15 protein-coding genes are annotated in these 14,078 nt (G+C 59.0%); 9 read left to right on the top strand and 6 right to left on the bottom strand.

Features of this window, described 5'->3' with window-relative positions; translation table 11 throughout:
• Window positions 1–34 precede the first annotated feature (34 nt).
• On the bottom strand, window positions 35–793 hold the full coding sequence (deoR, locus tag GT756_RS04080) for a DNA-binding transcriptional repressor DeoR (protein WP_094311334.1): 759 nt from the start codon (window positions 791–793) through the stop codon (window positions 35–37).
• A 102-nt stretch (window positions 794–895) separates the two neighbouring features.
• Window positions 896–1,489, bottom strand: a complete 594-nt coding sequence (gene ybjG / locus GT756_RS04075; protein ID WP_004201292.1) for an undecaprenyl-diphosphate phosphatase — start codon at window positions 1,487–1,489, stop codon at window positions 896–898.
• Between the two features lie 326 nt (window positions 1,490–1,815).
• Between ybjG and kdeA the strand changes: the two genes are divergently transcribed.
• Complete coding sequence (gene kdeA / locus GT756_RS04070; protein WP_043522168.1) at window positions 1,816–3,048, top strand: multidrug efflux MFS transporter KdeA; 1,233 nt, start codon at window positions 1,816–1,818, stop codon at window positions 3,046–3,048.
• Between the two features lie 38 nt (window positions 3,049–3,086).
• Here the strand turns inward: kdeA and GT756_RS04065 are convergent, their stop codons facing one another.
• Window positions 3,087–3,899 (bottom strand): Cof-type HAD-IIB family hydrolase, encoded by an 813-nt coding sequence (locus GT756_RS04065; protein WP_017900140.1) that lies wholly within the window; start codon window positions 3,897–3,899, stop codon window positions 3,087–3,089.
• The gene (locus tag GT756_RS04060) at window positions 3,899–5,101 is read right to left on the bottom strand and encodes an MFS transporter (RefSeq protein WP_017900139.1); all 1,203 of its coding nucleotides are present in this window, start codon (window positions 5,099–5,101) and stop codon (window positions 3,899–3,901) included. Before GT756_RS04060 ends, GT756_RS04065 begins: the two co-directional genes overlap by 1 nt.
• Before the next feature lie 82 nt (window positions 5,102–5,183).
• Here GT756_RS04060 and GT756_RS04055 point away from each other — a divergent pair, with 82 nt between their 5' ends.
• Window positions 5,184–5,747, top strand: a complete 564-nt coding sequence (locus GT756_RS04055) for a TetR/AcrR family transcriptional regulator (RefSeq protein WP_064178105.1) — start codon at window positions 5,184–5,186, stop codon at window positions 5,745–5,747.
• A gap of 178 nt (window positions 5,748–5,925) precedes the next feature.
• On the opposite strand, the gene GT756_RS04050 is transcribed toward GT756_RS04055, so the two are convergent.
• A complete protein-coding gene (locus GT756_RS04050) occupies window positions 5,926–7,611 on the bottom strand; it encodes an aspartate:alanine antiporter (protein WP_004179131.1) in 1,686 nt (561 codons plus the stop codon).
• Between the two features lie 267 nt (window positions 7,612–7,878).
• Here GT756_RS04050 and ybjM point away from each other — a divergent pair, with 267 nt between their 5' ends.
• On the top strand, window positions 7,879–8,262 hold the full coding sequence (gene ybjM / locus GT756_RS04045) for an inner membrane protein YbjM (protein ID WP_004201325.1): 384 nt from the start codon (window positions 7,879–7,881) through the stop codon (window positions 8,260–8,262).
• A gap of 6 nt (window positions 8,263–8,268) precedes the next feature.
• On the opposite strand, the gene GT756_RS04040 is transcribed toward ybjM, so the two are convergent.
• Window positions 8,269–8,532 (bottom strand): GrxA family glutaredoxin, encoded by a 264-nt coding sequence (locus GT756_RS04040; RefSeq protein ID WP_002896352.1) that lies wholly within the window; start codon window positions 8,530–8,532, stop codon window positions 8,269–8,271.
• 202 nt (window positions 8,533–8,734) lie between these two features.
• On the opposite strand from GT756_RS04040, the gene GT756_RS04035 reads away from it, so the two are divergent.
• The 6 genes from GT756_RS04035 to potG all read left to right on the top strand — a co-directional run bounded on the left by GT756_RS04035 (window position 8,735) and on the right by potG (window position 14,069).
• A complete protein-coding gene (locus GT756_RS04035; RefSeq protein WP_032455809.1) occupies window positions 8,735–9,022 on the top strand; it encodes a YbjC family protein in 288 nt (95 codons plus the stop codon).
• Window positions 9,006–9,728, top strand: coding sequence for a nitroreductase NfsA (gene nfsA / locus GT756_RS04030; protein WP_004201327.1), 723 nt, complete (start codon window positions 9,006–9,008; stop codon window positions 9,726–9,728). Before GT756_RS04035 ends, nfsA begins: the two co-directional genes overlap by 17 nt.
• 114 nt (window positions 9,729–9,842) lie before the next feature.
• Entirely contained in the window at window positions 9,843–10,745 is a 903-nt protein-coding gene (rimK, locus tag GT756_RS04025; protein ID WP_160124563.1) for a 30S ribosomal protein S6--L-glutamate ligase, read from the top strand.
• An 88-nt stretch (window positions 10,746–10,833) separates the two neighbouring features.
• Complete coding sequence (locus tag GT756_RS04020) at window positions 10,834–11,313, top strand: YbjN domain-containing protein (RefSeq protein ID WP_017899416.1); 480 nt, start codon at window positions 10,834–10,836, stop codon at window positions 11,311–11,313.
• Between the two features lie 348 nt (window positions 11,314–11,661).
• A complete protein-coding gene (potF, locus tag GT756_RS04015; protein ID WP_004201329.1) occupies window positions 11,662–12,774 on the top strand; it encodes a spermidine/putrescine ABC transporter substrate-binding protein PotF in 1,113 nt (370 codons plus the stop codon).
• 161 nt (window positions 12,775–12,935) lie between these two features.
• On the top strand, window positions 12,936–14,069 hold the full coding sequence (gene potG, locus GT756_RS04010; RefSeq protein WP_160124646.1) for a putrescine ABC transporter ATP-binding subunit PotG: 1,134 nt from the start codon (window positions 12,936–12,938) through the stop codon (window positions 14,067–14,069).
• Window positions 14,070–14,078 lie beyond the last annotated feature (9 nt).

Below are 14,078 nucleotides of genomic sequence, written 5' to 3'. Positions count from 1 at the left end.
TGACCGCGCCCGGCGGGGCGCGGTCCGTTCATGTTCAGTACAGCAGCGAAATCTGCTGCGCCTTCGCCAGCGCGACCAGCTCGTCATCCGGGCAGATGTCGCTGGCGATCACATCAAACTTCGCTAACGCCCCCATGCGCGCCGGACGCACTTTGCCAAACTTGCTGTGGTCTACCACCAGCACGTGGTAGCGCGCGTGTCGCATCGCCCAGTGCTTGACCGGCAGCTCCTCCAGGTTATAGCAGGTTGCCCCCTGCTCGCAGTCAATGCCCGCCGCCGAGTAAAAGGCGATGTCAGGGCTCAGATGGCTGAGGGTATCCTCAAGGCTCAGCGGCATAAAAATCGCGTTGCTGGCATGAAACTCCCCACCGCACAGGATCGCGCGGCACTGGGGCTTTTCCTGCAGGGCCAGAAAGGTGTTCAGGGAGTAGCAGACGCCGGTGAAGGGCAGAGCGTCGTCAATGGCGTCGATGATCCACGGGGTGGTGGTCCCGCAGTCGAAGAAGGCCATCTGATGGGCCTCCAGCAGCGCGGCCGCATGGCGGGCGGCGCGGCGTTTTTCCTCGACCAGCCGGGTTTTTTGGTCGCTGAGCAGGTAATGGGTGGCGCTGCGCGGCTCCAGCACAATGTATCCGCCGAGCAGCACGACCGGACCGCTGTGGCCGTTGAGGTCGCGACGAATGGTCATTTCCGACACCCCGAGCAGGGAGGCCGCTTCTTTCAGATGCAGCTTATCGCTGCGCTTGAGTGCCTGAATGAGCTGACTGATGCGTTCGTCACGGCGAGTTTCCATATTCCCTCTGCGCTAAAATCGCCCTGCGGAGGCAGGGCGTTAGCGGGATTTTACCTGTCGCTTGCGGGTTAGTCACGCGGTCGCCGCCGCGACGGTCGGCGTTTAGCCGCGCACCCAGCCTTTGCGGATCGGCAGGGAGAAGCAGAGGCGATAGAGGCGCTGCAGCTGACGGTACAGCGCCGAGCCGACAGTATGCCAGATTAGCGCCGCGCCAAGGCAGCCGCACATCCCGGCCAGCAGGCCGCCGACCATGTCCAGCGGCCAGTGGACGCCGAGATAGACGCGGGACCACGCGATGGCGGCGGCAAGGGCCATCAGCAGGGCGCCGGACCAGACGCGGTGCCAGAACAGGAAGGCCAGGGCAAAGGTAAAGCTGACGGTGCCGTGGTCGCTGGGGAAGGAATCGTCCGCCGCGTGGTGCAGGAAGTTATAGCCCACGCCAGCGACAAACGGCCGATCGTGCGGATAGAGGTGGCCGATCGCCCATGAGACGGTCAGGCTGATGCTCAGCGCCAGCATCAGCTTAAACACCATCTGCCGCTGGGCAGGCCCCCACAGCCACAAGGTCACCACCAGCAGGGGCACGATCAGAATCAGATCTTTAGCGATGAAAATCGCCACCTCAATGGCCCACTGCGGCGAGGCCGGGGTCGCGTTGAGCAGGGCGAACAGCGCGTAGTTAATATTTTCCAGCATAGACTTCCAGGCTCGTTGGTCCGATAGCAAATAAGCCGCTTACCCTAAATAAAAGCGGTGCGGAGATAAAGCAGTATTGTCTTAAATATCAGGTTGTTAAGAAATGTCGCCTTCTGAGGTGCGGCGCTAGCCCCCTGAAAAGCGTCAGTATATCCTTTGTCACATGGCTGAAACATAAACGGAATATATACGCAGAGTGAATTGCTAAGGCGAGCCCTGACGCTGGCGCGCAACTCGCAATATTGTGCGGTGTCACCCACAATTCACTATCTCCGCGCCGGGAGTTTCATTACACTTTGCGCGATTTTTGATAGATAAGAGATTTCATGCAAAATTATTCGCTTTCAGGTCGCCGCCTCGGAAGGCAGGCGCTGCTGTTCCCGCTATGTCTGGTGCTGTACGAGTTTTCCACCTATATCGGCAACGATATGATCCAGCCGGGTATGCTGGCCGTGGTTCAGGAGTTTCAGGTGGGCAACGAGTGGGTACCCACCTCGATGACCGCTTATCTGGCCGGCGGCATGTTTCTACAGTGGCTGCTGGGGCCGCTGTCGGACCGTATTGGCCGCCGTCCGGTGATGTTGACCGGGGTGGTGTGGTTTATCGTCACCTGCCTGGCGACGTTGCTGGCGCAGACCATTGAACAGTTCACCCTGCTGCGCTTCCTGCAGGGGATCAGCCTGTGTTTTATCGGCGCGGTCGGCTACGCGGCGATCCAGGAGTCCTTTGAGGAGGCGGTGTGTATTAAAATCACCGCCCTGATGGCCAACGTGGCGCTGATTGCCCCGCTGCTGGGGCCGCTGGTGGGCGCCGCCTGGGTGCATATCCTGCCGTGGGAGATGATGTTCGTGCTGTTCGCCGTGCTGGCGGCTATCTCGTTTGTCGGCCTGCAGCGGGCGATGCCGGAAACCGCGACGCGACTGGGTGAAAAGCTGTCGGTCAAAGAGCTGGGCCGCGACTATCGGCTGGTGCTAAAGAACCTGCGCTTCGTCGCCGGCGCGCTGGCTACCGGCTTTGTCAGCCTGCCGCTGCTGGCGTGGATCGCCCAGTCGCCGGTGATTATTATCAGCGGCGAACAGGCGACAAGCTATGAGTATGGCATGCTGCAGGTGCCGATTTTCGGCGCGCTGATTGCCGGCAACCTGGTGCTGGCGCGCCTGACTTCGCGCCGTACCGTGCGCTCGCTGATTATCATGGGCGGCTGGCCTATCGTGTTTGGCCTGCTCCTCTCCGCGGTGGCGACGGTGGTCTCTTCCCACGCCTATCTGTGGATGACCGCCGGTCTGAGCTTCTACGCCTTCGGGATTGGCCTGGCGAACGCCGGCCTGGTGCGCTTAACCCTGTTCGCCAGCGAGATGAGCAAAGGCACGGTTTCGGCGGCGATGGGGATGCTGCAGATGCTGATCTTCACCGTCGGCATCGAGCTCAGCAAACATGCTTACGAGCTCGGCGGCAACGGGCTGTTCAGCCTGTTTAACCTGTTGGGCGGGGTACTGTGGCTGGGGCTGATGATCTACTTCCTGAAAGATAAAAGCGTCGGCAATTCGCAGCAGGGATAACCGGTTGAAAACCCGGATGCGCTCGCATCCGGGTCTTATCAGGCGAATGGCGCTTCGCGATCCAATACCTTATCGATAATCTGCAGAACACCCTCTTCGTTATTGTGCGGCGCGTGATAGCGGGCGACGGCTTTGACGTCTTCCCGGGCGTTGGCCATGGCGAAGCCAAATCCGGCGTGCTGCAGCATTTCGATATCGTTGCCGCTGTCGCCGAACGCTACCACCTCGTGATCTTCAATACCCCAGCGCTGTTGCAAAATACGCAGGCCGTTGGCTTTGTGCACCCCCGGGATAATTAAGTCGATGCTACCGTAGCCGGTGGCTACCGCTGTCACCATGTCCCCCAGCGCCGCGTGCAGCTTCGGCTGAATTTCCGGGATCAGGCGGTCCGGCACGTTGAGACCAAATTTGAGGATGGTGTCATCGAGATGGTTAAAATCATCCACCAGTTCAAGGCGGTGATAATACTTCGCCGCCACCGTCTTCAGCGCGTCGTTGTAGCGGTTGAGGGTGTAGGCGCTGCGCTTCCCGCATGCGATGATTTCGATATTCGGCAGCGTCTGCAGATGGTCGACCACGGCGTTGAAATGGTGAACCGGCAGCTGGCAGTTGAAGACGTCTTCATTGTCGCTCACCACCCAGCCGCCGTTTTCCGCCACGAAGGCGATCTGGTGGGCGATCTCCGGGAAGAAGGAGATCAGCTGGTAGTACTGGTTGCCGCTGGCGACCACGAAGCGAATGTTTTGCTCGCGCATTCGCTGATACTGGGCGAGGAAGCGCGGCCGGTTGTAAGTTTTGGCATCGCTTAAAAAGGTGCCGTCCATATCCACCGCAATCAGTTTGATGCTCATTAGCTGTTCTCCATAACGGGTTCAGACTGTGGCTTAGCCACCGCGCGGGCGACCAGCGCCGCCACCATCACCAGGCCCAGCACCACCATCATGGCGCTGCGCAGGCCGAAATGCTCGCCGAGGAAGCCCAGCAGCGGCGGCCCGACGAGGAAAGCAAGATACCCGGTAATCGCCACCACGCTGACGCGCTTAGGGGCATCCGGACCGGTATCGCTGGCGGCGGAGATGGTCAACGGGAAGCCGAGCGAGGCGCCAATGCCCCACAGCAGCACCGAAATGCCCGCCACCCAGGGGTTGTCGACGAAGATAATCAGGCCAATGCCCAGAGCGCCCATCACCGCGCTGCCACGAACCACCGTCACCCGGCTGTAGCGATCGATAAACCAGCCGCCGGTAAAGCGGCCCAGCGTCATGCCGAGGGTGAAGCCGGCATAGATCAGCGAGCCGGAGGTGGGGCTAAAGCCGTGGCCGTCCACCATCAGCAGCGGCAGCCAGTCATTGGCTGAGCCTTCGGCGAAGGCCATCGCCAGGACGATAACCCCGATAAGCAGCAGCTGCGCATCGCGCCATACCGGCAGACCTTTCGCCTCGCCGTGGGCGGCTTCGGCGGCATTTTTACCGGTACCCTCCGGAATGGCACGGATAGCAATGGCGATGGGCAGGATGGCCACCAGCGCGGCCGCCAGGATATGCGGGGCGGCGGGAAGGCCGAACCCGGTCACCGCCATGCCCACCCCGGCGCCGAACAGGGTGCCAAAGCTGTAGAAGCCGTGCATCATCGGCAGCACCGTTTTATTCATCTCCCGCTCAACCGCCGCGCCTTCGACGTTAATGGCGACCTCTGCCGAGCCAAAGCTGGCGCCAAAGATGGCCAGACCGAAGGCGAACAGCGGGGCGGAGGCAAGCCACAGCGCCAGGCTGAGCACCAGCATGCCGAGTACGGCGAAGGACATGGTGGTGCGGATGACCTTGCGGGTGCCAAAGCGCTTCACCAGCCACGCCGAGCAGAGAATACCGCTCATCGACCCCACCGACAGGCCAAACAGCACGACGCCCATCTCTGCGGTAGAAAGCGCCAGCAGATCGCGGATCGCCGGCGTGCGGGTGGCCCAGGAGGCCATTAATAAGCCAGGGATGAAAAAGAACATAAACAGCGCCCACAGTCGAAGCTGGAGCGCTCTGCGCGAAGATTGCGTCGTCATCCGTAAACGCCTTAAAGGAGAAGAATGAAGACAACAGTAGCAAGCATGTGTACATTTGTACATAAACCGGAAGAGGAAAATCATGGCCCGTAGACCGAACGATCCGCAGCGCCGCGAGCGCATCCTGCAGGCGACGCTGGACACCATCGCGGCGCACGGCGTCCATGCGGTGACGCACCGTAAAATCGCCACCTGCGCGAATGTGCCGCTGGGGTCGCTGACCTACTATTTCAGCGGCATCGAGGCGCTGATCGAGGAGGCGTTCAGCCTGTTTACCGCCGAGATGTCGGCGCAGTATCAGCAAAGCTTCGCCGGGGTAGCGAACCGGCAACAAGCCTGCGATGCCATCGCGGAGCTGATCTTCAGCGCCCAGGTGACCACGGCGCGCAATATGGAGCTGATGTACCAGCTGTATGCGTTCTGTAGCAGCCAGCCAGCGCTGAAGGCGGTGATGCAGAACTGGATGCGGCGCAGCCAGCAGACGCTGGAGCAGTGGTTTGCCCCTGACACCGCCCGCGGCCTCGACGCCTTTATTGAAGGGATGACCCTGCACTTTGTCACCGACCGCGCGCCGCTATCGAAGGCGGCGATCCGCCTGATGGTCGGGCAGCTGGCGGGGGAGAGGGCGCAGGAAGAGGAGTGCTGAGGCGGCGTTTCACCCGGAATGGCTAAACGCAGGCAACAAAAAACCCATCAACCTTGAACCGAAGTGGCGGGGTTGATGGGCTCCACAAAATGGGGACATCAAAGAAAAGCAGTGGCATTACTTATGACTGATGCCCTGAGAAAAAGTTCTGCCTGTGGCGGCTTTTTTCGCAAAAAATTTATTGTAGCCCTGGCCAGATGATCACGATGAGCGTCCCGGCGAGGGTGAGCAGCACGTTGGCGATGGCGTAGGTGCCCGCATAGCCGAGCGCCGGGATGTTGCTGCGCGCGGTATCGCTGATGATCTCCATCGCCGGGGCGCAGGTGCGGGCCCCCATCATGGCGCCGAACAGCATCGCCCGGTTCATGCGCAGCACGTAGGCGCCGAACAGGAAGCAGATCACCACCGGCACCAGGCTGACGATAAGCCCTGCCGCCAGCATCTGGCCGCCGACGGCGCCCAGCCCGTTATTGATCCCGGCCCCGGCGCTGAGCCCGACCCCGGCCATAAACACCATCAGGCCAAACTCTTTCACCATGTTCAGCGCCCCCTGCGGGATATAGCCGAAGGTTGGGTGGTTGGCGCGCAGGAAGCCAAGCATGATGCCGGCGAACAGCAGGCCGGCGGCGTTGCCGATGCCGAAGCTGAAGGAGCTGAACTGGAAGGTGATCATGCCGATCATCAGGCCGACGATAAAGAAGGCGCAGAAGGCCAGCAGGTCGGTCACCTGGCTGTGAATGGAGATAAAGCCGATGCGGTCGGCTACGGTCTTCACGCGGCGGGCGTCGCCGCTGACCTGCAGCACGTCGCCTTTGTTCAGCACCACGTTGTCGTCGATAGGCATCTCGATCTGGCTGCGAATAACCCGGTTCAGGAAGCAGCCGTGGTCGGTGAGCTTGAGCTGCGCCAGGCGGCGGCCGACGGCGTTGTGATTCTTAACCACAATCTCTTCGGTGACGATGCGCATGTCGAGCAGATCGCGGTCGAACACCTCTTTACCGTTGCGGAAGCTCGGGTCGAGGCGAGCGTGCGCGTCCGGGTAGCCCACCAGCGCAATATCGTCGCCCATCTGCAGCACCGCGTCGCCGTCCGGGTTGGCCAGAATGCCGTTGCGGCGGATGCGTTCGATATAGCAGCCGGTCTGGCGATAAATGCCCAGCTCGCGCAGATTTTTGCCATCCGCCCACGCCACCAGTTCCGGGCCGACGCGATAGGCGCGGATCACCGGCAGGTAAACTTTACGTTTGGAATCGGTATCGAGGCCGCGCTCGCGGGCGATTTGCTGGGCGCTGGTCTGCAGATCCTGATGCTGCAGCTTGGGCATATAGCGGGCGCCGACGATGAGGCTCACCAGACCAACCAGGTAGGTCAGGGCATAGCCGAGGCTCAGATGGTCAAGCGACTGCGCCAGCTGATCGCTGGGCAGGCCGAAATGGCGCAGAGTGTCCCCCGCGCCCACCAGCACCGGGGTGGAGGTCATCGCCCCCGCCAGCATACCGGCGGTGAGCCCGATATCCCAGCCGAACACTTTACCCAACACCATGGCGATCAGCATCGCGCTGCCGACCATCACCAGCGCCAGCATCAGATAGTTTTTCCCGTCACGGAAAAAAATCGAAAAAAAGTTAGGACCGGCTTCCACGCCGACGCAAAAAATAAACAGCATAAAGCCGAGATTAAGGGCATCGGTGTTAATCGCGAAATGCTGCTGACCTAATAATAGAGAAACGACTAAAACGCCAATGGAATTACCAAGTTGTACTGAGCCGAGACGCAGTTTTCCCAGGCATAGTCCTAATGCAAGTACAACGAATAATAACAGGATGTAATTCCCGTTTAACAAATCTGCGACGTTTATATTCACGAAAGCCAACTTCTCGTTTACTAGTAAGTTGTTGAAGGAAATGGTTATTTGGTCTAAGGTTGCTCAGGCGTTCGCGTTGTCGCGAACCTATTCTGGCACCCTGTTATAACCAGCAAAAATATACCCGCTAGTTTAATCCTTCCTGGATGCGGCGGCTAGTGACAATCGTTTTCAGGCTGGCAGGGGAGTTATTGGCATGGATTGCCGAAATGCTTTATCTGACTGGGCGACGTGGACGTGAGTTAGAGGCAACATCAGGAGGATACGGTGAAATCTGAGCGTAGTTGGGCCGGCATTATCTGTGGCTTCGTTCTGTTCATTGTGGTGTGCTTATCGTTGTTGTTACATATGAAAGGGGCCTTTCGCGCCAGCGGCAACCCGGAGCTGGGCCTGCTCTTCTTTTTGCTGCCAGGAGCGGCGGCGAGCTGTCTCTCTCCCGGTCGGCGGGTGCTGCGTCCTTTGCTCGGCGCGATGCTGGCGGCGCCGGTCTGTATGGTGACGATGCGGCTGTTTTTCGTCACGCACCGGACGTTCTGGCAGGAGATGGCGTGGGTACTGAGCGCGGTGTTCTGGTGTGCGCTGGGGGCGTTGTGCTTTTTGTTTATCTGCGCCTGGCTTGATACCTGGCGCAGTCATTCATCGAGCAAATAAATTTACTCAGGCAAACAGGCCAAGGTTCTCTTTCGCCCAGGCTTCGAAATCGGTGCAACCGCCGATGTGTTTCTGGTCGACGAAAATCTGCGGTACGGTTTCAACCGGTTTGCCGACGGTTTTTTCCAGGTCAGCTTTGCTGATGCCTTCGGCGTGAATATCCACGTAACGGTAGTTAAAATCATCACGCTCGTTGGTCAGTTTTTCGGCCAGCTCTTTGGCGCGAACACAGTAAGGGCAGCCTGGACGACCAAAAATAACGGTAAACATTGCTTCTCTCCTTAAACCTCAGCCGGATGGCGAATGGCGCTTATGATGCCTGCATTGGTCGGTGAGGGAAAGCAGGTTCTGCCTTTTGCTTCGATGGTTTACGGCTATGTTTGATAAATGTCTTACTATCAAAACCCGTATACTGACCCGGCGGCGCGGCGGCATTGGCTGGCGCGTTGCGTTTATCAACCGGAGAGGCGTGATGCGAAAATTTGCCCCGTTGCCGAAAAGCATTCTGCTGGTTGAGATCCTCGGGATGGGGCTGTTAACCCTTGCCTGGCTCTCACTTAACCAGTATGTCCAGCTGCCTGCGTCCATTGCCAGCCCGACCGCGGCGCTGGTGATGCTCTTTGTCGGGATCGTGCTGATGATCCCCGCCGCCATCGTCGTGATGTGGCGGATGGCGCAGATCGTGGCCCCGCAGTTAACCCACTCTCCTGAGCCTGAATCCTTGTCTGACAGAGAAAAACGAAATGACGCCGACCATTGAGCTGCTGCGCAGCCACCGTTCTATCCGCCACTTCACCGATGCGCCCGTGAGCGACGAACAGCGCGCGGCGATTATCGCCAGCGCGCAAGCGGCATCTACCTCGAGTTTTTTACAGTGCACCTCCATCATCCGTATTACTGACCCGGCCCTGCGTGAACGTCTGGTCCCGCTGACTGGCGGCCAGCAGCATGTCGCCCAGGCGGCGGAGTTTTGGGTCTTCTGCGCCGACTTTAATCGCCACCTGCAGATCTGCCCGCAGGCGGAGCTGGGGCTGGCGGAACAGCTGCTGATCGGCGTTGTCGATACGGCGCTGCTGGCGCAGAACGCGCTGACCGCCGCCGAGTCCCTCGGGCTGGGCGGCGTCTATATCGGCGGGTTGCGCAACAGCATCGAGGCGGTGACCGAGCTGCTGGAGCTGCCAAAGCACGTCCTGCCGCTGTTCGGCCTTTGCCTTGGCTGGCCGGCGGATAACCCGGACATCAAGCCGCGGATGCCGGCCGCCATGCTGGTGCATGAGAACCGCTATCAGCCGCTGGATAACGCGCTGTTGGCGGAGTATGACGACCAGTTGGCGCACTATTATCTGTCGCGCGGCAGCAACGCCCGCCGCGATACCTGGAGCGATCATATCCGTCGCACTATCGTGAAAGAGAGTCGTCCGTTTATTCTCGACTATCTGCATAAGCAGGGGTGGGCAACGCGCTGATTACGTGTACACTGCTGCTCCGGCCAGGCGGTATCCACCGCTGGCGGCAGGAAAGGTGAAAATGTGTTCGATAGCTGAGGCCCGCCAGAGCGGGTCTTTTTGCAGAGGTGCAGGATGAAAATTGCCATATTATCCCGGGATGGAACGCTTTATTCATGTCGACGCCTGCGCGAAGCGGCGCAACAGCGCGGGCATCAGGTCGAGATCCTCGATCCGCTTTCCTGTTATATGAACGTCAGTCCGGTGGCCTCGTCGATCCACTACAAAGGTCGCCAGCTGCCGCACTTTGATGCGGTGATCCCGCGCATTGGCTCAGCGATCACTTACTATGGCACCGCGGCCCTGCGACAGTTTGAGCTCCTGGGAAGCTATCCGCTGAACGAATCGGTCGCTATTACCCGCGCTCGCGATAAGCTTCGCTCGCTGCAGCTGCTGGCGCGCCAGGGCATCGATCTGCCGCTGACCGGCATCGCTCACTCCCCCGATGACACCAGCGATCTGATCGCCATGGTCGGCGGCGCGCCGCTGGTGGTGAAGCTGGTGGAGGGCACCCAGGGGATCGGCGTGGTGCTGGCGGAGACCCGTCAGGCGGCGGAGAGCGTGATAGACGCCTTTCGCGGGCTGAACGCCCACATCCTGGTGCAGGAGTACATTGCCGAGGCAAAAGGCTGCGATATTCGCTGCCTGGTGGTCGGCAATGAGGTGGTGGCGGCGATCGAACGGCGGGCGAAAGAGGGCGATTTTCGCTCTAACCTGCACCGCGGCGGCATGGCCTCGGTGGCGCAGATTAGCGACGAGGAGCGGGCCATCGCCATCAAGGCGACGCAAACCCTGGGGCTGGACGTCGCCGGTGTCGATATTTTACGCGCCACCCGCGGGCCGCTGGTGATGGAGGTAAATGCCTCGCCCGGGCTGGAAGGGGTGGAAACCACCTCCGGTGTGGACATCGCCAGCAGGATGATCTCCTGGATCGAGCGCCAGGCGACACCGGAATTCTGTTTGAAAATAGGCGGCTAACCGCCGGATGCAAGACTGTCATGGTATGCGGCGCTTTTTTTGCGTAAGCTATGGCGTCGTTTTTCCACTGTAAGAGGTCACAGGCACTATGGATTCACTGGTCGTACCGGGTCTGGATACGCTACGTCGCTGGCTGGATGAGATCGGCATCAGCTTTTTTGAGTGCGATTCCTGCCAGGCATTGCACCTGCCGCATATGCAGAATTTCGACGGTATTTTTGATGCCAAAATTGACCTGGTGGACAACGTGGTGCTCTTTTCCGCCCTGGCGGAGGTGAAGCCGACTGCTCTGTTGGCGCTGTCAGCGGATCTCTCGGCCATCAACGCCAGCTCGTTAACCGTGAAGGCGTTTATCGACATTCAGGACGATAATTTGCCCAAGCTGGTGGTCTGCCAGTCGCTGTCTATCGGTCCTGGGGTGACCATGGAGCAGTTCGCCTGGTTCTTCCGCCAAAGCGAGGAGCAGATCTCGATGGTGATCCTCGAAGCCGGCGCCAATCAGCTGCTGTACAAAGGCGAAGAAGAAGAGCCGGCCGCGGAAAACGTGCAATACCATTTTCTTCACTAAACCTGCCTAAAATTAGCGCAGCCACTACCGCAGCGGCTGCGTATTACCCGCTTTTATTCTGTATTTAACCTTTCTTTAAAGCATTATTCACCGCCATTCAGGCCGTTTTGGCTTATCACGTAGACCGTTACTGCATAAAAATTTGATAAAAGGCGTTTTTTTACCTGGGCTATAGCCTCTTATTCTGGCTACAGTTATTCTGGCGATGCTTCCAGTTGCGAGCAACCACTCCGGGAGAGATCCGCTCTCCTTTTCTCAGGCAATGAAAAAATATGCATGATTTTTGCATGCGTAGAAATGCGTATATTTGAGCCCGTAAGTTAACGGGCGTTGAGAAGGAAAAGAGATATGACCGCCTTTGGTAAAAAATGGTTAACAGGTCTGGTTACGGGTGCGCTGATGGCCGTCTCTGCCGGTTCGCTCGCCGCCGAACAAAAAACCCTGCATGTCTATAACTGGTCTGATTATATTGCGCCGGACACTGTGGCCAATTTCGAAAAAGAGACCGGGATTAAAGTCGTGTATGACGTTTTTGATTCCAATGAAGTGCTGGAAGGCAAATTAATGGCCGGCAGCACCGGTTTCGATCTGGTGGTGCCGTCGGCAAGCTTCCTTGAGCGCCAGCTGGCGGCGGGGGTGTTCCAGCCGCTGGATAAGAGCAAGCTGCCGAACTGGAAGAACCTTGATCCCGAAGTGCTGAAGCTGGTCGCCAAGCATGACCCGGATAATAAATACGCTATGCCTTACCTGTGGGCGACGACGGGCATTGGCTATAACGTGGATAAAGTGAAAGCCGTCCTCGGCAAAGATGCGCCGGTGGACAGCTGGGATCTGGTGCTGAAGCCGGAGAATCTTGAAAAACTGAAAAGCTGCGGCGTCTCCTTCCTCGACGCGCCGGAAGAGATTTTCGCCACTGTGCTGAACTACCTTGGCAAGGATCCGAACAGCAGCAAAGCGAATGATTACACCGGTCCGGCTACCGATCTGCTGCTGAAGCTGCGGCCGAACATCCGCTACTTCCACTCTTCGCAATATATTAACGACCTCGCCAATGGCGACATCTGCGTGGCGATCGGCTGGGCAGGGGACGTCTGGCAGGCGGCAAACCGTGCGAAAGAGGCCAAGAACGGCGTCAACGTCTCTTACTTTATTCCGAAAGAGGGCGCGCTGGCGTTCTTTGACGTCTTTGCCATGCCGGCCGACGCCAAAAATAAAGATGAGGCCTATCAGTTCCTTAACTATCTGATGCGCCCGGATGTGATCGCCAAAATCAGCGACCAGGTGTTCTACGCCAACGGCAACAAGGCTTCCACGCCGCTGGTCAGCGAGACTATCCGTAACAACCCGGCGATTTATCCGCCAGCGGATGTGTTCGCCAAACTGTTCACGCTGAAGGTGCAGGATCCGAAGATCGACCGCGTGCGTACCCGCGCGTGGACCAAAGTGAAGAGCGGTAAATAAACTCTGACGGCCCGGTAAGCGGGCCGAATCAGAACGGCACTCGCCGGGAAATGGCAGCGCGCCCGGCGAGCAGAAGCACCAGGATGGTGCACATGCACTGTTAAGCACGAAGTATGGCACCGGACCATATGGTGATCGTTTTTTTGCCGGAGAGCACCCGATTGAACGACGTAACGCCCCGCCCACAGGCGAAAGCCCCCAAAGCGCTGACCCCGCTGCTGGAAATCCGTAACTTAACCAAGTCGTTTGACGGCCAGCATGCTGTCGACGATGTCAGTCTCACTATTTACAAAGGCGAAATTTTTGCTCTGCTGGGCGCATCAGGCTGCGGGAAATCGACCCTGCTGCGCATGCTGGCGGGCTTTGAGCAACCGACCGCCGGACAGATTATGCTCGACGGCGTGGATCTGGCGCGCGTGCCGCCCTATCAGCGGCCTATCAATATGATGTTCCAGTCCTACGCCCTGTTTCCCCATATGACCGTTGAGCAGAATATCGCCTTCGGCCTGAAACAGGATCGTCTGCCGAAGGCGGAAATCACCGCCCGGGTGAAGGAGATGCTGGCTCTGGTGCACATGCAGGAGTTCGCTAAACGTAAGCCGCACCAGCTCTCTGGCGGCCAGCGCCAGCGTGTCGCGCTGGCGCGCAGTCTGGCGAAACGACCTAAGCTGCTGCTGCTCGACGAACCGATGGGGGCGCTGGATAAAAAGCTGCGCGATCGCATGCAGCTGGAGGTGGTGGATATTCTTGAGCGCGTTGGCGTGACCTGCGTGATGGTGACCCACGATCAGGAAGAGGCCATGACCATGGCGGGCCGTATCGCCATCATGAACCGCGGCAAGTTTGTGCAGATTGGCGAACCGGAAGAGATTTACGAACACCCGACCACCCGCTACAGCGCCGAGTTCATCGGCTCGGTGAACGTCTTTGAAGGACTGGTGAAAGAGCGCCTCGAAGATGGCCTGGTGCTGAGCTCGCCGGGCCTGGTGCATCCGCTGAAGGTTGACCCCGACGCCTCGGTGGTGGACAACGTGCCGGTATGGGTGGCGCTGCGTCCGGAGAAGATCATGCTGTGCGATGAGCCGCCGGCGGATGGCTACAATTTTGCCGTCGGCGAGGTGATTCATATCGCCTATCTGGGGGATCTCTCTATCTATCATGTGCGCCTGCAAAGCGGGCAGATGATCAGCGCCCAGCTGCAGAATGAGCACCGCCATCGGAAAGGGACGCCCACCTGGGGTGACGAGGTGCGTTTATGCTGGGATGCGGACAGCTGCGTTGTACTGACGGTGTAAGGAGAGGGC

This window comes from Klebsiella sp. Q2 (genome assembly GCF_009900705.1).
In the GTDB taxonomy this organism is placed as follows: Bacteria; Pseudomonadota; Gammaproteobacteria; order Enterobacterales; family Enterobacteriaceae; genus Klebsiella; species Klebsiella quasipneumoniae.
Note: the sequence above shows the minus strand (reverse complement) of the source record. Positions and strands in the feature narration are given on the sequence as shown.